The 18,666-nt window shown below is 52.1% G+C and carries 12 protein-coding genes; 3 read left to right on the top strand and 9 right to left on the bottom strand.

The window, feature by feature from the left end; translation table 11 throughout:
- Positions 1–491 precede the first annotated feature (491 nt).
- The 7 genes from rbfA to uraH all read right to left on the bottom strand — a co-directional run bounded on the left by rbfA (position 492) and on the right by uraH (position 10,794).
- Positions 492–878 (bottom strand): 30S ribosome-binding factor RbfA, encoded by a 387-nt coding sequence (gene rbfA / locus HAV38_RS02200; RefSeq protein ID WP_168051949.1) that lies wholly within the window; start codon positions 876–878, stop codon positions 492–494.
- Between the two features lie 196 nt (positions 879–1,074).
- Positions 1,075–3,945 carry a translation initiation factor IF-2 gene (infB, locus tag HAV38_RS02195; RefSeq protein WP_168051947.1) on the bottom strand — a complete coding sequence of 957 codons (2,871 nt, stop codon included), beginning with the start codon at positions 3,943–3,945 and terminating at the stop codon, positions 1,075–1,077.
- 50 nt (positions 3,946–3,995) lie between these two features.
- Positions 3,996–5,555 (bottom strand): transcription termination factor NusA, encoded by a 1,560-nt coding sequence (nusA, locus tag HAV38_RS02190; RefSeq protein ID WP_168051945.1) that lies wholly within the window; start codon positions 5,553–5,555, stop codon positions 3,996–3,998.
- The gene (rimP, locus tag HAV38_RS02185) at positions 5,552–6,040 is read right to left on the bottom strand and encodes a ribosome maturation factor RimP (RefSeq protein WP_168051943.1); all 489 of its coding nucleotides are present in this window, start codon (positions 6,038–6,040) and stop codon (positions 5,552–5,554) included. Before rimP ends, nusA begins: the two co-directional genes overlap by 4 nt.
- 416 nt (positions 6,041–6,456) lie before the next feature.
- Positions 6,457–8,706 carry a 23S rRNA pseudouridine(2605) synthase RluB gene (gene rluB, locus HAV38_RS02180; protein WP_168051941.1) on the bottom strand — a complete coding sequence of 750 codons (2,250 nt, stop codon included), beginning with the start codon at positions 8,704–8,706 and terminating at the stop codon, positions 6,457–6,459.
- Complete coding sequence (gene scpB, locus HAV38_RS21775; protein ID WP_245182138.1) at positions 8,693–9,778, bottom strand: SMC-Scp complex subunit ScpB; 1,086 nt, start codon at positions 9,776–9,778, stop codon at positions 8,693–8,695. Before scpB ends, rluB begins: the two co-directional genes overlap by 14 nt.
- 662 nt (positions 9,779–10,440) lie before the next feature.
- Positions 10,441–10,794 carry a hydroxyisourate hydrolase gene (uraH, locus tag HAV38_RS02170; RefSeq protein ID WP_168051939.1) on the bottom strand — a complete coding sequence of 118 codons (354 nt, stop codon included), beginning with the start codon at positions 10,792–10,794 and terminating at the stop codon, positions 10,441–10,443.
- Positions 10,795–11,083: 289 nt separating this feature from the next.
- On the opposite strand from uraH, the gene puuE reads away from it, so the two are divergent.
- Entirely contained in the window at positions 11,084–12,031 is a 948-nt protein-coding gene (puuE, locus tag HAV38_RS02165) for an allantoinase PuuE (RefSeq protein WP_168051937.1), read from the top strand.
- 180 nt (positions 12,032–12,211) lie between these two features.
- Here puuE and HAV38_RS02160 read toward each other — a convergent pair whose 3' ends face one another.
- Together HAV38_RS02160 and HAV38_RS02155 are read right to left on the bottom strand one after the other, a co-directional pair.
- Positions 12,212–13,837 carry an HAL/PAL/TAL family ammonia-lyase gene (locus HAV38_RS02160; RefSeq protein ID WP_168051935.1) on the bottom strand — a complete coding sequence of 542 codons (1,626 nt, stop codon included), beginning with the start codon at positions 13,835–13,837 and terminating at the stop codon, positions 12,212–12,214.
- A gap of 278 nt (positions 13,838–14,115) precedes the next feature.
- A complete protein-coding gene (locus HAV38_RS02155; protein ID WP_168051933.1) occupies positions 14,116–15,369 on the bottom strand; it encodes a urate hydroxylase PuuD in 1,254 nt (417 codons plus the stop codon).
- Positions 15,370–15,972: 603 nt separating this feature from the next.
- Here HAV38_RS02155 and HAV38_RS02150 point away from each other — a divergent pair.
- Positions 15,973–16,911, top strand: coding sequence for a LysR substrate-binding domain-containing protein (locus HAV38_RS02150; protein WP_168051931.1), 939 nt, complete (start codon positions 15,973–15,975; stop codon positions 16,909–16,911).
- Positions 16,912–17,248: 337 nt separating this feature from the next.
- Positions 17,249–18,649: a nucleobase:cation symporter-2 family protein gene (locus HAV38_RS02145; RefSeq protein ID WP_168051929.1), complete on the top strand. Its 1,401-nt coding sequence runs from the start codon at positions 17,249–17,251 to the stop codon at positions 18,647–18,649.
- The last annotated feature ends 17 nt before the right edge of the window (positions 18,650–18,666 follow it).

Genomic DNA, 18,666 nt, shown 5'->3' with positions numbered 1-18,666 from the left:
AACAGCAACAGCAACAGCAACAGCAACAGCAACAGCAACAGCAACAGCAACGTCAAGGACCGCCACCACTAAAATGAGAGAAAGGTACTAATCTATCAGGCGCTCAATGGCCAAGACAATCAACCCTCCAATTAACAAGGCTGCGGTAGTTGCGGTTGCGGTTGACCTGCCCCGTCATAGGTGATGCCGGTTATTTCGGCTGTCAGTCGGGAATTGTCGGAATACATGTTTGAGCGTTAGCGAGTTGGTATTTCGACCCGACTGATAGTCGAAATAATCGGGGACCCGACCAACGGGAGGGCGGCACCTCTGCGGTCGCCTTTTTTTGGTTACTTTATTTTGCGGGGGGGCGCCTAGCCAAGCAAAAAAAAGTGACTGGCTATCGGGCCACCCCCGATCAGCATCCACGGAGCACTAACCGTTTCAGTTAACGCCGCCTCCACCATTCTGCACGAATAACCTACGCTCGATCCAGATCAACACCAAAGACATTACTCGCCATCATCCTTAGCCCGCGTAGCATTAGCCAAATCAATCAACTGCGACATCTGCGCACCACGCGCAGTAGAATTATCATGATGAAAGTGCAACGCCGGCAACGTATGAATCGTTAGCCGCCGCCCTAACTGATTGCGCAAAAACCCCGCCGCCTGCGTCAACCCCGCCACCGTATTACGAATCGCCTCAAGATCATCATTGAGCATCGTGAAGAAAACTTTCGCATGTGCATAATCCGCGGTCACCTGCACTTCAGTGATGGTAATCATGCCGACGCGTGGATCTTTTAATTCAAATACGATGATTTCCGACAGATCGCGCTGAATCTGATCAGCAACGCGCAACCCGCGTCCTGGGATGGATTTACTATGTTTAGCCATATCTCTACTTAGCCGACTCTCACTAATTGACTACTTAAAATTGTTTAACTTCCAGAATACACCAAAAGGAAATCGGGCATAAAGCCCGATTTCCCTAATTATGCTTTTCGCCCCTCACGTCCCTGCATGCTCATGCGGTTAAACATGTGCAGGGAGCTGAGGCATCAATGCAACGCGCCTAAAATGCGTCAGACGATTACAGCGTCCGTGCGATTTCTTCGACTTCAAAGATTTCGAGTTGATCGCCTTCTTTGATATCGTTGAAGTTTTTCAGGGTCAGACCGCATTCGAAGCCAAACTTGACTTCTTTAACGTCATCTTTGAAGCGCTTCAATGAATCCAGCTCGCCAGTCCACAAGACCACGCTGTCGCGCAACAATCGTACCGATGCACCACGCTTGACCAGACCTTCAAGTACATAACAACCCGCGATCGCGCCGACTTTGCTGACCAGCAGAACCTGGCGAATTTCAACCAGACCCAGTGATTGCTCACGTTTCTCAGGTGACAACATGCCAGACATCGCCGCTTTGATCTCGTCTACCGCATCATAAATGATGTTGTAGTAACGCAGATCAACGCCATTGGCTTCTGCCATTTTGCGCGCTTGCGCATCAGCACGGACGTTAAAGCCGATGATGACTGCTTTCGATGCCAATGCCAGATTGACGTCGGACTCGGTAATTCCACCCACAGCAGCGTGGACAACCTGCACCCGGACTTCGCTGGTTGACAGTTTTTGCAGCGACTGCACCAAAGCTTCTTGCGAACCTTGCACGTCGGTCTTGATGATCATCGGCAGATTTTTGACTTCGCCTTCGGCCATCTGATCGAACATGTTTTCCAGCTTGGCAGCTTGTTGCTTAGCCAACTTAACATCGCGGAATTTACCTTGACGGAACAGACCGATTTCACGCGCTTTGCGTTCATCGACCATGACCATCACTTCTTCACCCGCAACCGGCACTTCAGTCAAACCCTGAATTTCTACAGGGATCGAAGGACCGGCTTCGTTAATTGCCTTACCGTTTTCATCCAGCATGGCGCGAACACGTCCATAGGCTGAACCCGCCAGAACGACATCGCCACGCTTCAATGTACCGGATTGCACCAGGATAGTTGCCACTGGGCCGCGACCTTTATCGAGTCGTGCTTCAACCACCAGACCACGTGCTGCTGTGGTAATCGGTGCTTTCAGTTCCAGTACTTCGGCCTGCAGCAGAACCTGCTCCAGCAAGGCTTCAATACCTTCGCCGGTTTTAGCTGAAACGCCAACAAAAGGCGCGTCTCCACCGTATTCTTCCGGCACAACTTGTTCGGCGATCAATTCTTGCTTGACCCGGTCCATGTTGGCACCCGGCTTGTCGATCTTGGTGACGGCTACGACGAGCGGTACGCCAGCAGCTTTTGCATGCGCAATCGCTTCTTTCGTTTGCGGCATCACGCCATCATCACCGGCAACCACCAAAATGACGATATCGGTTGCTTTAGCACCACGTGCACGCATTGCCGTAAATGCTTCATGGCCCGGCGTGTCCAAGAAGGTAATCATACCGCCCGGTGTTTCAACGTGATACGCACCGATATGCTGCGTAATTCCGCCCGCTTCGCCAGACGCCACTTTAGAGCGACGGATGTAATCCAGCAATGAAGTTTTACCATGGTCGACGTGACCCATGACTGTCACCACCGGCGCACGCGATACCAGTTCGGCATCAGCCTGCTCTTCACCATCCACCAGCAATGCTTCTGGATCGTCTTCTTTAGCGGCATGCGCCGTGTGGCCCATTTCTTCCACCAAAATCATGGAAGTTTCCTGGTCCAGCACCTGGTTAATGGTAACCATTTGACCAAGCTTCATCAGATGCTTAATCACTTCCGATGCTTTCACTGCCATTTTGTGGGCCAGTTCAGCTACGGTAATGGTTTCAGGAACATACACGTCCTTGACCACTGCTTCAGTCGGTACCTGGAAGTTCGTTTCGTGATCATCACTATGTGAATTACGACGTCCCTTACCACCACTGCGCCAACCATCGCGACCACCGCCAGTATTGCCACGCGTCTTGATGCCAGCGCCGCGTTTTTTCGCGTCGTCGGACCAGGTCGAGGATACATTAGCTGACTTGATAGATTTCTTATCAACGACAACTTTCTTGTCGTCTTTTTTCTCGCCCGGTTTTTTGTCCGCTGGCTTGTGCAATGTTCCTGCCGGTGCCGCTTTGACGACAACTGGCGGTGGAACTGGCTCCGGTGCTTTGATGACGCGACGCGGCGCATTCATCATCGCTTTAATCTGCGCAACTTCGTCCTGCACCGCTTTACGGGCACGCTCGGTCGCAGCAGATTTTTCCGCAGCTTCTTTAGCAGCTTCTGCTACTTTTTTCTTGGCTTCATCGGCGGCAACGCGCTTCTTCTCTTCCATATCAGCATCGTCGGCAGTTTTCACTGGCACTGGAGCAGGGGTTGCAGAGGCAACAGGTGCGGCAGCAACAGCGGCTTTCTTCGCATCGATTTTTGCCTTTTTGGCTTCGCTTTCCACTTTTTTGGCATCACTTTCGGCTTTTTGCGCAGCTTTTGCCTGCGCTTCTTTCTCGGCTTCCAGTTTTGCCAGATGCTCCTGCTTTTCACGCAGTTCTGCTTCTTGTCGGGCCATTAACTCAGCATGGCGGCGCGCTTCGTCTGCACGACGCGCGAGTTCTGCTTCATCAATAACTACCGCTACAGGCTCAGCTGAAACTTCAGGCGTTTCTGCCACTGGTTCATCGCGTTGGACGAAGGTACGCTTCTTCCGGACTTCAACCTGGATGGTGCGCGATTTTCCTGTCGCATCAGCCTGCTTGATTTCGGTAGTTTCCTTGCGGGTCAGCGTGATCTTCTTTTTCTCACCATCCGTCACTGCGCCGTGCGAACGGCGCAGGTGTTCCAGCAAACGATCTTTGTCTTCTTTTGACAGGGAATCATCCGTCGAATCTTTAGAGACACCTGCTGAACGCAATTGCGTCAACAACAAATCTGCAGGCATCTTTAGTTCGGTGGCAAATTGGGCTACATTGTTACTCGCCATTCAGTCCTCTTTTCTATGTGGCGCGGTAGACGACATTGGAACCTCGCGGATCACTTGGCTTCCGCGGTATTCCATGCTTTGGCCTGTAAGGCCTTGGCACGATCATCATACTTGGCATCGATGAGTTTCATCTCATCGTCGGTCACATCTTTAAATTCTTCTTTAATCAATTGACGGGCGCGGTCGGTAGGCAGAGCCAAAATCGCGCCAAATTCGTCATACGCAAGACCAGTGAAGCCAGCCAGGGTCTTGATACCTGCCAAGCCCAATTTTCCAGCCACAATCCGGTCCATGCCATCAAAATTAGCCAACGCATCTTCCATGCCTTCAAGGCCTTCTTCCGAGGCAATGGCTTCGGTCACCAACGCATCGCGTGCACGGGTACGCAACTCATTGACGGTCTCTTCATCAAACGATTCGATTTCCAGCATTTCGGTAATCGGTACGTAAGCGATTTCTTCAAGACTGGCGAAACCTTCTTCTACCAGAATGTCGGCGACTTCCTGATCGACATCCAGTTTTTCCATGAAGAGTGCACGGACTGCTGCGGTTTCAACCGCTGACTTATCCGCTGACTCTTCCGCCGTCATAATGTTGATCTGCCAACCGGTCAACTCTGCAGCGAGACGTACGTTCTGACCGCCGCGACCAATTGCGATTGCCAGATTTTCTGCGTCTACAACAACGTCCATCGCGTGCTTTTCTTCATCAACCACGATCGACGACACGTTAGCCGGAGCCAGTGCGCCAATGACAAATTGCGCCGGATCTTCGGACCACAACACGATATCAACACGCTCGCCACCCAGCTCACCGGTGACGGCTTGCACGCGTGAACCACGCATACCGACGCAGGTGCCAATTGGATCAATCCGGCTGTCGCTGGTGAATACCGCGATCTTGGCGCGAACGCCAGGGTCACGTGCGGCCGACTTGACTTCAAGCGAACCTTGCTCAATCTCGGGTACTTCGAGTTCAAACAATTTCTTGATGAAATCAGGCGAAGTCCGCGACAGGATGACTTGTGGGCCACGCGCATTGCGATCAATGCGCAATATGAACGCACGAACCCGGTCACCGATACGCAGGTTTTCCTTAGGGATAGTCTGGTCACGTGGCAGACGTGCTTCAATCTTGCCTGACTCAACAATCGCATCGCCACGTTCCATACGCTTGATGGTGCCGGTGACCAGTGAATCGCCACGCTCAAGGAAATCGGTCAGAATTTGTTCGCGCTCAGCGTCACGAATACGTTGCAAAACAACTTGCTTGGTATCCTGCGCGAAACGACGACCGAAATCAACCGACTCAATCGGCTCTTCAATATGGTCATCGACTTCGACGTCTTCGATTTGCTCTTTTGCTTCAAAAAGCAAGATTTCCTGATCGGGCAACTGTAAACCAGCTGCATCCGGCACAACGTGCCAACGACGGAATGATTCGAATTCGCCAGTCTCACGATCGATGGATACACGGATATCAACGTCACCTTCGTAACGTTTTTTAGTCGCCTGACCAAGTGCATGCTCGAGCGCGCCGAACACCACGTCTCGGTCGACGTTTTTTTCATGCGCGAGCGCATCGACCAACAATAAAATTTCGCGACTCATGCTTTGCGACTCCTAAAATTCACCTGCGGCACCAAGCGTGCCTTCTCCACATCAGCGAGCGTAAACTCCAGCAGCGCTGACGACCCATCGTTTGCTTCAAATTCGAGTTTCAGATTATCGCCGTCCGGGGCTAGCAGAATGCCCTGAAATGTTTTGCGATGCGCAGCACCCGGCATCGGTAAACACAGCTTGATAATCACTTCTTTGCCTGTAAAGCGCAGATAGTCTGTATGTTTTTTTAACGGACGGTCCAAGCCGGGAGATGACACTTCCAGTCGTTCGTAGACAATATTTTCAACCGTCAGAACGTGCAGTAATTGATGCGTGACTTTTTCGCAGTCTTCGACCGTAATTGCACCCAGCTCGGCGTTTTCGGGGGTGACGTCGATGAAAACTCGCAATAAACCACCTGCGGCTTTTTCAAGCTCTACCAATTCGTAGTCCATGCCTACAACGGTCTTTTCAATCAGTTCCAGCAACTGCAAGGCGACTCTCCATTAAATAGCTACACATACCATCGAGCCAAAACGTGCACAAACGTTTAGCAAAAAAAAAATGGGCATCAGCCCATCCTCTAATTACTTGTTATTTAGCGCAGACTTCCATGGCAATCGATGCGCAATGACTTCTGTTAACTTATAAATTATAAGCGATTAGCACGATTTCTGCAATGTGGAAACCGTCTTTTGTTGCTACCGCAAATTTTTATAACGCCTGGTCCGTTGTCAAAACGAAACTTCAACCGCCAATCTCGATATCACTTCAACCCGCAAGGCATCGTCTGGTTTGTCGCCGTTAGTATCAACAGCGACGCCGCGCTCACCTGCCCCGGCGCTGTTGTGCATATCTCAGCATAGTTTAGTATTTAACGCTACATCGCTTTCACCAGGCTCCCATACATTTAACGCGGGCGACGCCGCGGAGAACCCGGAAGCCCGCCCTGGTGATCCGCACCTGGCGTTCTGCCACCCTGACGTGCTGGACGATTATTGTTATTACGTCGTCCGGCATCGGGGAAACCCAGTGCGGTTTGCATCGGGTCAGGCTGACGCGGGCGCTGTCCTTGAGGACGTCCGCCCGAGCCTGAACCCTGCCCTCCCTGACCTGATCCCTGCCCCTGATACGGGCCGCGCTGCTGATTCTGGCGCACTGATCCATAACCTTGACCCGGACCTTGACCCTGATTTGGTCCTCTGCCAAATCCGGAACCTTGCGGCGGGTTGGTCGGGTAGCTGCTGCTGGCGCGATTACCGTTCGGTTCGCGATCACGCTCCCGGCTTTCATCACGGCCTTTATTGCCACCAGCGCCCGGTGCCACTGTTTTTTCTAGCCCATTGGCAGCCATCATTGCGCGTACTGCGTGCTCGTCCAACTCTTCCCAACGACCACGTTTAAGTCCGCGCGGCAATGTCATGGCGCCATAACGAGTACGAATCAGGCGCGAAACAGTTAAACCGATCGCCTCGAACATTCGACGTACTTCGCGGTTCCGACCTTCGCCGATCGTGACGCGATACCACTTATTAATTCCCTCACCACCGCCATCCGCAATTTTAGAAAATTGCGCAGTACCGTCGTCCAGTTCGACGCCAGCCAGCAACTTTTGACGCATGCCCTGCTCTAATTCGCCGAGGGTACGTACTGCGTACTCACGATCAATGTTGTAGCGTGGGTGCATCAGTTTATTGGCTAAATCGCCAGACGTTGTAAAAAGCAGTAATCCTTCGGTATTAAAGTCCAGTCGACCAACTGCCAGCCACTTGGCGGCCTTCATGTTTGGCAAACGATCAAATACCGATGGACGACCATCAGGGTCATTATGGCTGACGATTTCACCGGATGGCTTGTGATAAACCAGCACACGTGGCGGGCGCTTGGATACTTTACGTTGCAGCAACTTGCCGTTAATACGCACTTGATCAGTCGGTAAAATACGCTGCCCGATATGCGCAGGCTCACCATTGACCGAGACGCGACCGGCAATAATCAATTCCTCCATATCGCGGCGCGAACCTAAACCAACCTCTGCGAGGACCTTGTGCAATTTTGGTGCATCGTCTTCTGCGGTCAGGTCACGACGCACATTTTTTACCGGCGCATTGCGACCCGCACGTTCGGCGGAATCGTCTTCAGACACCAAATCATCAAAGTCTTCGGAAGTGACGAACGAAAATACTTCATCAGCATCCGCGACCTTAGGAGCGCCTTGCGGTCCCTTTTGTCCCGGACGACCGGTTTGATTGTGCGGCTTTTTAGCTTGCTGACGATCACGCGAATTGGTACTTGTAAGACTGTTACCATTTCGGCCATCGCGCCCTGGCGTACGGCCTTCGCTGCGCCCACCGGCGCGCGGGCCACGCTCACCACGCTCACTACCCGACTCCACACTGCGCTCAGTACGCGGCGTATTCGCAGAAACCGTTTGCACGTCGCGGTTACCGTTCGGCGCAGACGCATCTGCATCCGTAGCTTCGGCAGCCCCCCGAACGTAGGGAACCGCTGGCGCTTGCGCGGCCAACTCTTGAGCGCGTGCTGCACGATTACTACGCAACGCACGCGGACCTCGCACGCCGCGGCGTGCGGGTTTGTCTGAATGATTGACATCCAAAGGCGCAGCAACCGGCACAAACACCGGTATATCGCTCGCTACTGGCGCACTTAATACAGGTGCGGGCGCGATAGCCTCAATAGTCAAAATTTTCTTAACCGCTGGCTTGCGCGGCCGTTTTGCAGGAATAGGAGCGGCTTCAGGAGCAACTTCTATCACCAGCTCTTTAGGCGCCGGTTTTTTGCGGGGCGCACGTTTGACCGGCGCACTCTCAACATCATCTTTTGCAGCCGGGGCTTTTGCGGCTACCGGCTTCGCAACCGGCGACTCCGCAGGGGATACTTTAGCAATTGGCGCTTTTACAGTGGGCGCCCTTACAACGGGTACCTTCACAACCGGCACCTTGGCAACCGCCGCCTTCACAACTGGCGTCTTCACAGTAGGCAATTTGGCAGCGCGAGGAGCTTTGACGCTTGCCGGTACCGCCGCCGGAGCCTCAACTGGCGCGACCTTCCGCGCTCTCGGCTTTTTAGCCGGCGTAGACTCAGGGGTGTTAGCAGTAGCGTCGATTTTCGGCGCATCATTGGAACTAGGTGGATTCATTATTCAGATCGTAGTTGTGCCGACCGGGCTTGACATCATCAGCTGACTCAGGCGTTGGGTCGTTGGTAAAAACTTCATTGGGTGCAACTGATAATTCAGCCCGCTGTGTGTGCGCGGGCTGGCCTGACATGTCATCCATGTCGCCCGTCGCTACTGCAAGCTCAGGAGTTGCTTCTGGTATTTCTCGTATTTCTGTTACTACTGCAATCTCGGTACAAGTCGCTACGTTAAGATGGTCGGCGTTTGCTGGCATCGTGCTTTGCTCGCCGTCACTGATATCATCCTGCATAAGGTCAGTACTGTTGCCCTGAAGTGTGACTTTGTCGTTTTGATCTTCCACATTATTGATAGCTACGTGCTGAGCCGGATCAATCACGCTTTTTAAAAACATTTTGCCATTCTCAAATGCACCGCTGTCCGCCGCTGCGTTCTCTGTAGCGTTAGCTGGCGCATGGGATAACGCATTAGCCGCTATATTTGCCTCAAGATCCGCTTCGAGCGCCTGAAGCTCTAATAGCGTACCTTCTTGCATGTCATTTTTCGCAACTTGCTGCAAAGGTGGTAGCTGATCCAGCGAGGTCAGACTGAGATCATCTAAAAACTGCTTAGTCGTGGCAAACAAACCTGGTCGACCCGGTACGTCGCGGTAACCGATAGGTTCTATCCAGCCCCGCTCCTCAAGCATTTTGATCGTTTGCGAGTTAACTGTGACGCCACGAATTTCTTCTATATCACCGCGGGTCACAGGCTGACGATAGGCAATAATAGCCAGAGTTTCAAGGGCCGCGCGAGAATATTTCGGGGGCTTTTCTGGATTCATGCGTTCCAGATACATTTTCATTTCCGGGCGGCTCTGAAACCGCCAGCCCGTTGAAAGGGAAACCACCTCAATACCTTTATCAGACCAGTCTGAGCGCAATTCTTCCAGCATCAGTTTGATTGTATTTGCATCGACTTCACTGTCACCGTCGTCGTGCACCATATAGAGCTTTTTCAGGTCATTAATTGACAATGGCTCATGGGCACAAAGTAGCGCTGTCTCGAGGACTTTCTTGGCCTCAACAATATCCATGTACGACGTATTAGTTAAAATTTTTATTAATAAATGTGCAGAAAGAAGGTTCAAAGACGATGATTGCCGTCTGCGACCTGTCAAATAGAAACTTGTTGATACTGCCGTCCGGCGCCCGTGAGGAGGTACATAATTGGGCGGGACCAGAAAACTTGATGGAGAACGAAATAACCACGCGTCTGCCGTCAGTTTACTCTTTTCTATCGGAGTAGTGGACCATTTCGAGAACGGCCAAACTATTTGTCCAAAGATATTAGACGAAGTTTAACACAAGCTCTCGCAGGAAGGGATTGAATTGTCAATGTGTTGGATATTCGTAAATTATGCCGGGCGCGGCGGTCCGAGATCGCCTGCGTTACGCTTTCCGGTTTCTTTGATAATGTAACGGTGTAAAGATGGAAAGGTGCAATCTCTCCGATTTCTTTTAAATTATTAAATATCCAAAGGACTTACGCAAACACGCCCCAGCAAGGCGTGCCAACGCAGACAGCACGCTAGTGCGGCAAGGAAAGCACAACGCAGCTGGGGCGCGTTTACGTAAGTCCATAACATTCAAAGGACTTACGCAAACACGCCCCAGCAAGGCGTGCCGACGCAGACAGCACGCTAGTGCGGCAAGGAAAGCACAACGCAGCTGGGGCGCGTTTACGTAAGTCCGAACCCTAGCTGCCGCGATAGGTGGAGTAAGCCCAGGGGGATACAACCAACGGCACATGATAATTTTGATCAGGCTCGGCAATCCCGAACGCCAGCGTCACGCGATCTACAAACCGCGGAGTTGGCACATCCACCCCTTGCGCTGCGAAATAGTCGCCCGCAGAAAAAATCAGCTCATATTCACCCGCCACCATTTCATCGCCCTGCAACAATGGCGCATCGCAACGACCATCGGCGTTGGTTACGACATTTTTTAGTAATGTTTTACCGGCGGCATGCACCGCATACAGCGCAATCTGCACCCCAGCGCCCGGCTTGCCCTGCGTGATGTCGAGGACGTGCGTACTTAACTTACCCATTATTCTTTTTCCTCAGATCCAGCGATGAAAGTAAATTCCACGTAAATGATATACCGCAGGATGCAGGTCGCTATACTATTCTGGATATATTAATCATGTGATCAGGCACCATACTTCACTTCAGTAGAAAATCCTTCATGGAGGACCAGCCCTAGGAGAAGTTGCCATCGCGGACCCTGCCCAAGTGCGCCACAAAATTCATACAGCTTATCTGTCCAGCTGACCACCCAACTTATTTACACAGCTTATTCCAAGCCAATCCAAAAATAAATTTTGCGAAAATAACGCTATGAATATCCCTAACAATTATCCTCGTGATCTGGTCGGATACGGCCGCACTCCTCCGCATCCGCAATGGCCCGGTGACGCACGCGTTACCCTGCAATTTGTACTGAATTACGAAGAAGGCAGCGAAAACTGCGTACTCGACGGTGACGCTGGCTCCGAAACCTTCCTGTCAGAAATGATAGGTGCCCAAAGTTTCGCGGCGCGCCACATGAGTATGGAGTCGTTATATGAATACGGGTCCCGCGCCGGTTTGTGGCGTTTGCTGCGGCTGTTTGAGGAGCGCAAGTTACCTCTGACGGTATTTGGCGTGGCCCGTGCGCTACAGCGCAATCTGGAAGCCACCGCTGCTTTTCAGGAATTAGGTCACGAAATCGCCTGTCACGGCTTGCGCTGGATCAGCTACCAAAACATGGATGAGACTACCGAACGCGCGCATATCGCTGAAGCCGTTGCGATTATCAAGGATTTAACCGGTACCGCACCACTAGGCTGGTACACCGGTCGCGACTCCCCCAATACCCGTAGGCTGGTCCTGGAACATGGTGGTTTTAGTTATGATGCAGACAACTATGGCGACGATCTTCCCTTCTGGGAAGAAGTGTCCATCAGCAGTCCTGACGGTCAACCTGGCAGCAAGCCGCAGCTCATCATTCCTTATACGCTGGACACCAATGACATGCGTTTCGCTGCGGCACAGGGATTTAACTCTGGCACGCAGTTTTTCGATTATCTGAAAGATGCGTTCGACGTGCTATATCAGGAAGGCGATCCGCACGGCTTAAATCAGCCAAAAATGTTGTCAATAGGATTGCACTGCCGCATGGTAGGACGCCCGGGCCGGGCCGCGGCTTTGGCGCGATTTCTGGACTATGTGCAAGCACACGAACGTGTCTGGATTGCGCGTCGGATTGACATCGCCGATCATTGGCGCGCTACCCATCCGTTTTAAGCGCTATCTTGATACGCCTGCCGCCTGCAGGCTAGAAACCTGCAGAGGCTTCCCAAAATATTTGAATACCAATTCTGGCCCGCTGGCCTCGCTTGGTATTTTTACTTCTGCCCCAGCGCTCAATACAAAAAACGCGCAACGTTGAGCACGTTGCGCGTTTTTTTATGCGATCAATGATCGTTAGACGAACTCGCCAATTTCCTTCACCACCGCATTGCGCACCGATCCGCTAACGACAAACGATTGCGCCATCAAAATATCGTCATGAAACCAGCGGTCACCCTCCAGACAGGCTGGAATCTGGCGGCGGATTTCGGCATAGGCAGCTTGCGTTCCCTGACCCAGCACAAAGTCGGGCAACAGGTCTTCGGTCATGGTCAAGGCCTGCGCCGCCAATAACATTTCGACGCCAATAATATATTGCGTATTGGCGACCACCGTCGCGGCCTTGCGCGCGCACCAGGTCGAGTTGGATACGTGGTCTTCACTATTGCCCTTGGCCGGAATGCTATCGACACTTCCCGGCATGCACAGCGTACGGTTTTCCATTACCAGAGAGCTTAACGAACATTGCACCACCGGATAACCGGTATTAACGCCGCGTACGCCGCTCATCAGATTGCGTGGCAAACCCCAGGACAAGGTCGGATCAATCAGGCGCGCGACCCGACGCTCGCAAATACTGCCCAGATCGGTCATGATCATCGCCATCAAATCCATCGCCTGCGCCAAGTATTGACCGTGGAAGTTGCCGCCGGAAATAATCTCAAAGCCACCGCCATCCTTACCGAAGATCAATGGATTGTCGGTCGCCGAATTGATTTCTTTATCGACGATGGTATCGATGTAATCGAGCGCATCGAATACCGGTCCATAGACTTGCGGCGCACAACGCAGTGAATACACATCCTGAATCCGTGCTGAGTACGGAATATCGGTACGGCGCGACTCTTCGGGAAACTGCACTGCGCGGGCTTCATGCGTAGTGCGGGTGGATCCCTTAAGCAACTTGCGAACGACAGCGGCGGTTTTGATCTGACCCGCGTGCGGACGTGCTTGCTGGATACGGGGATCGAACGCGGCCATTTCGGCGCGCATTGCCTCCAATGTCAGGCCTAATGACAGACACGCATCGGTCAGCAAATGACGGGCGTCGTGCGCGACCAATACTGCCAATGCCAGCGATGCCGTGCAGCCATTGATTAGCGCCGACGCGTCCTTTGCCTGCAAATCAAATTTTATTGGAGCGATGCCCGCTGCGGTAATCGCTTGCGGGGCACGCATGCGTTCGCCCTGATACATCACTTCCGCTTCATCGAAACCAGCAATCGCTGCCGCCAGATACGACAGGGGAGCGAGATCACCGGAAGCACCGACCGATCCTTTTTGCGGCATGATCGGATGAATCCCCGCGTTCAAAAACGCCAGCAGACGGTCCACCACCTCTACCCGAGGGGCCGAATAATTACTTGCAAAAGCATTGGCGCGCAGCAGCATCGTAGCGCGGCTGACTTCTTCTGAAAATGGCTCGCCGATCCCGGCGCAATGGGCCTTGATCAACTGAGTCTGAAACAATGCAATATGTTCGACCTTAATGCGGGTGTCTTTTAGCAAACCAACACCAGTGTTGAAGCTGTACATCATCGGCGCATCATCATGCATCCATGTCGCTTCGATAAAATCGCGGCTTTCTTTTAACGCGTCACGGGACGATTGCGCCAACGTGACTGTAAGATGCGGCGCACGCGCTACGCTCACGACTTGGGCGGCGGTGAGGGTGAAACCGTCAATAGTGATTGATGTCATAGTAACTTTCAGTAAAGTGTTTAACCCGGCACAAAATCCAGCCGCAATGATGGTAGCGGACAGCAGGAAGCCAGCGAAGTCACCGTCGCTATGCGCCTGCTGTGTACCACTTGCAGTTGATCCTGTGATAATCCGGTAAAAAGTGCAGCCAACTATTCAGGCCCTTGTTTTCGGGCACTTATTACCACTCCACTGGCTGTTGACCACATTAATACAGCTTTGAATCAGCGCCTGTTTGCGCACCACTGACGAGCGCCACTCAAGCCATGCAACGCCGATTATTTCGCCCCAGCTTGATACCATGCCCCAATCACCGCCCGCTCGGCATCGGTGATATTCGTCATATTCCCAAGCGGCATGGCTTTTAGCTGCACTGCTTGCTGGTAGATTTTGTCCGCATGTTGACGTATTAACTCAGGCGTTTGCAGCATGACTCCGGCGGGTGCGGTAGCGAAGCCCGGCTGCGTCGGCTGCGCGGCATGACACTCTACACAACGCTGGGTAATAATCGCCTGCACGTGGGCCATGTCGGCGACCGGCTCGTTTGCTGCCGTGGCGTTCACTGATCCAGTGGCCGCTTGCGTTACAGATGCTACCGGAGCTGGGATCGGACGTGGCGCAATAACAATCGCTACCACGACTAGAATTGCCACACCAGCCGCCGGAAAACCCCACGAAACACGCCCTGCGTGACGCAGATTAAAAAAGTGACGAATCAACGCGCCGGCGGCAATAATCGCTGCCAGCACTAACCAGTTATACGCGTGACTATAGGTCATTGCGTAATGATTGCTGATCATGATGAACAGCACTGGCAACGTGAAGTAGTTATTGTGTACGCTACGTTGTTTGGCTTGTTTGCCATACTTTGGATCCGGCGATTGACCGATTCGCATGGCTTCCACCAGTTTGCGCTGTCCCGGAATAATGACCATCAACACATTACCTACCATCATGGTGCCGATCATCGCACCGACGTGAATATACGCAGCACGACCGCTAAGCAAATGACTTAATACGTACGCCGCAGCGACGATAAACAGATACATGACCAGACCCAACAGGCCGTCACGTTTGCCTAGGGGCGAACGACACAGCAAGTCGTAGACAGTCCAGCCGATTACTAATGTGCCAAGGCCCACACCGATCGCCTGCCAGGTACTCAGATCGGCAACGTCTTTATTAATCATCATCGCCGAGGCGTTGAAATAATAAACAATGAAGAGCATCGCGAAGCCGCTCAACCAGGTCGCGTAAGCCTCCCATTTAAACCAATGTAACTCTGCGGGCAATTCCGCAGGGGCTACCAGATATTTTTGCGGGTTGTAGAAGCCGCCGCCATGCACCGCCCACAGCTCGCCAGAAACGCCTTTATTGGCGAGGTCGGAACCGGGTTTTGGCGGACGGATAGAATTGTCCAGCCAGACGAAATAAAACGATGCACCAATCCAGGCAATCCCCACAATCAGGTGAAGCCAGCGTACCAGCAAATTGAGCCATTCGACGCCATACGACACTAACATTGAATCCATGTCTTCCTCACGATTTACACTCGTCCGCCACTGCGGGCACTGCAGACGAGAGAGGGCCACCCCCTCAAAACAAAGTCGCGAACTTGAAAGACTTCTTTGAGAACTTCAAAAAAGTCTACAATTTACAGCTCCGCTACGACCACTATCACTTAAAAAGTCACACTTTATAACTGCATGATCTATTGCCTGACCATTCGCTGACGTTTTCAGTGTTTCACACCGATTGAGCGTTTAAACCACCACTGCGCCGGTCAATCCATGTAGCGCTTTCCGGCAGCACTTACTTTTAATGCAAGGTTTGTAGCTTTAAGGGCTACCCAAACACAATTCAAAAAAAGAAAAAACAAAGATTCATGGAAGATAAGCGCGTTTGGCTTTAAAAATATTGAAATTCGAGTATATTTGACATATGACTATTGATATATAAAAATCACATAAAAGTTATTGATAATTGACCAGAGAGTCTACCTAAGTTCCCTCCCGCAACGCAACGCGTGGCTAATGTCGCGCCGCGATTTTGCCCGACAAAACGTTGAGACACCCCGACCATTCCGGGGCGGTATAGCAGATTTCCCGCGCCCATTTCACTAAGAGACAACCATCATGTCCAAATTACCCGATCATCTCGACATTCATTTGATCCGCATACTGTACCTTTTACTGTGCGAAAAGAATGTATCGCGCGTCGCTCTGAAGCTAAATCAACCTCAGCCGTCGATTTCTGCCTCGTTACGTAAATTGCGCGAGCTGACCGGAGATCCCCTTTTGGTGCGCGGTGCGCGCGGCATGGTACCGACCCAACATGGTGAAAGTCTGCTTAAGCCAGCCAAACGGATTTTGGACGATACAGAACGTTTATTCGTCCATAAAACACCCTTTATGCCCCAGGCTGAAGCACGGACGTTTCATATTGCTGCGCCCGATTACATGAATACGCCTTTCTTTTTGGAACTGGTTGCGCGCATGCGTCGCGAGTCACCCAAAAGCCGCGTGGTAATACATGCGCTAGGACCAGAAACCGATTATGTGCGTCAACTGTCCGATGGCGACCTTGATCTGGTCATTGCCAACTGGGACGAACCGCCTCAACACTTGCATTTGTCTAAATTGTTTGACGACCCGATCGTTTGCCTGATGCGCGCCGATAGTGCGTACGCCAAACGCACCGCGCCCGACGCGATGACCGTCGAAGATTATCTGAGCCTGCCGCACCTCGCACCGTGGCAAGTGCTGCCCGGTTACCATGGCATCATTGATTCGTTTCTGGATCGCCAAAATATGCGGCGCAACGTGGTGGTCGAGTCAGCCTACTTTGGCATGCTTCCTTACATGGCGGCACAAACGGATCTGGTGCTCACCACGGGTCGACAGTTCGCACAATTTTACGAAAAGACACTGGCGCTAAAAAGCTTTACGCTGCCCATCAAGTTTCCGCCGATGCGATTTTATCAACTCTGGCATGAACGCGTGCATCAGGCAACGGAGCACAAATGGCTCCGCGATCAGGTCAGCCAGATTGCAAAAGCGATGCTCATCAAGTAAGACACGTTATATTGACATACTGAAATCAACTATCAACTTATACGTATATCGCCATAGCCAGATGCCTATAGTATCGGACCTCACACCATTCCTGCCGCTTGGTTCGAAAATAGTAATCGCATAGTAATCGCATAGTTGCTCAATATCAGTGGCATGAATGTTGCAAGACACGTACAAGATACGTGCACAAAATAGGACTCACGCAAAACCGTCCCAGCAACGGACTTGTCAACCCTGCCGACGCAGGCGGCACGCTAGTGCGGCAAAGAGAGCACAACGCTGCCAGGGCGATTTTGCGTGAGTCCTAAAATAAATTCCCAGACCCTGGAGACACAGTATGAGCACCACACCTATAACCGATCCTGTAGACGAAAAATTGCCGATAGGCAAACTCACCGCGCTGGGGATGCAGCACGTGCTAGTTATGTACGCGGGCGCCATCGCGGTGCCACTCATTGTGGGAGGCGCCCTCCATCTGGCCAAAAGTGATATCGCCTTCCTCATCAGCGCGGACTTATTCTGCTGCGGACTGGTCACCCTGATCCAAAGTCTGGGCTTTTGGCACTTCGGTATCAGAATGCCGGTGATGATGGGCGTTACCTTTGCCGCCGTCGGGCCGATGGTCGCCATGGCGGGCAATCCTGAACTGACTATTGTGCACATCTACGGCGCCGTAATAGTCGCGGGTATTTTCTGTATGCTGGCGGCACCCTACATGAGCCGCATGATGCGATTTTTCCCGCCGGTCGTGACCGGGACCGTGATTACCGTCATTGGTATTTCATTGATGGGAATAGGTATTAACTGGGCCGCAGGCGGCCAGCCGATCATCGGCAAACTAGTCGATGGCGTCTTCATCAAAATACCAAACCCCGACTACGGCTCCCCTACTAGCCTCGGGATTGCCCTGGTTGTTCTGGTATCGATATTATTAATCACCAAATATGTTAAAGGTTTCATTGCTAACATTTCGGTATTGGTCGGCATGATTATCGGTTTTCTCATTGCTTTGGCGATGGGGAAGATCAGCTTCTTTGGCCTTGCCGATGCCGACTGGTTTGCCCTCATTAAACCATTTCATTACGGTTGGCCGAAGTTTGATCTCGGCTCCATTATCAGCCTGTGTCTGGTCATGATCGTGACCATGATTGAGTCTACCGGAATGTTTATTGCGCTAGGCGAGATCGTTGGCAAAAAAGTCGATGACAAAACGTTGGCACGTGGTCTGCGTGTGGATGGATTGGGATCAATTATTGGCGGTATCTTTAACACCTTCCCCTACACCTCGTTCTCGCAAAACATTGGTCTGGTCGGCGTCACTGGCGTGCGCAGTCGTTATGTTTGCGCTACTGCTGGCGTGATTTTGATGGCCTTTGGCCTGTTTCCAAAAATGGCAAACGTTGCGGCCTCGATTCCGCAGTTCGTCCTTGGCGGTGCCGGGCTGGTCATGTTTGGGATGGTCGCTGCCACCGGTATCAAAATACTCGCAAAAGTCGATTTTGTTGGCAACCGTAATAATCTTTTCATCGTAGCAGTCAGTATCGGCGCGGGTATGATTCCTATCGTTGCGCCTAGCTTCTTCGACCAAATGCCCGCGTTCCTGTCGACCATTTTGCATAGCGGCATTTTGTTGGCATCGGCGATGGCGGTATTACTGAATCTGTTTTTTAATGGCAAAGGCGAGTCCCATAACGCACGTGAGTACGCAGTGGCTGCGGCACAAAGCTCCGACCATTAACATTTAAGTCCAAACGG

Origin of the sequence: Glaciimonas immobilis (assembly GCF_011947285.1) — a bacterium.
Lineage (GTDB): Bacteria > Pseudomonadota > Gammaproteobacteria > Burkholderiales > Burkholderiaceae_D > Glaciimonas > Glaciimonas immobilis.
The sequence above is the reverse complement of the archived record's forward strand: the minus strand, read 5'-3'. Positions and strand labels throughout refer to the sequence as shown.

Bases quoted from the DNA above. Each gene is read 5' to 3' on its own strand.
- rbfA (WP_168051949.1), bottom strand. From the start codon at position 878: ATGGCTAAACATAGTAAATCCATCCCAGGACGCGGGTTGCGCGTTGCT.
- infB (WP_168051947.1), bottom strand. From the start codon at position 3,945: ATGGCGAGTAACAATGTAGCCCAATTTGCCACCGAACTAAAGATGCCT.
- nusA (WP_168051945.1), bottom strand. From the start codon at position 5,555: ATGAGTCGCGAAATTTTATTGTTGGTCGATGCGCTCGCGCATGAAAAA.
- rluB (WP_168051941.1), bottom strand. From the start codon at position 8,706: ATGAATCCACCTAGTTCCAATGATGCGCCGAAAATCGACGCTACTGCT.
- scpB (WP_245182138.1), bottom strand. From the start codon at position 9,778: ATGGATATTGTTGAGGCCAAGAAAGTCCTCGAGACAGCGCTACTTTGT.
- uraH (WP_168051939.1), bottom strand. From the start codon at position 10,794: ATGGGTAAGTTAAGTACGCACGTCCTCGACATCACGCAGGGCAAGCCG.
- puuE (WP_168051937.1), top strand. From the start codon at position 11,084: ATGAATATCCCTAACAATTATCCTCGTGATCTGGTCGGATACGGCCGC.
- HAV38_RS02160 (WP_168051935.1), bottom strand. From the start codon at position 13,837: ATGACATCAATCACTATTGACGGTTTCACCCTCACCGCCGCCCAAGTC.
- HAV38_RS02155 (WP_168051933.1), bottom strand. From the start codon at position 15,369: ATGGATTCAATGTTAGTGTCGTATGGCGTCGAATGGCTCAATTTGCTG.
- HAV38_RS02150 (WP_168051931.1), top strand. From the start codon at position 15,973: ATGTCCAAATTACCCGATCATCTCGACATTCATTTGATCCGCATACTG.
- HAV38_RS02145 (WP_168051929.1), top strand. From the start codon at position 17,249: ATGAGCACCACACCTATAACCGATCCTGTAGACGAAAAATTGCCGATA.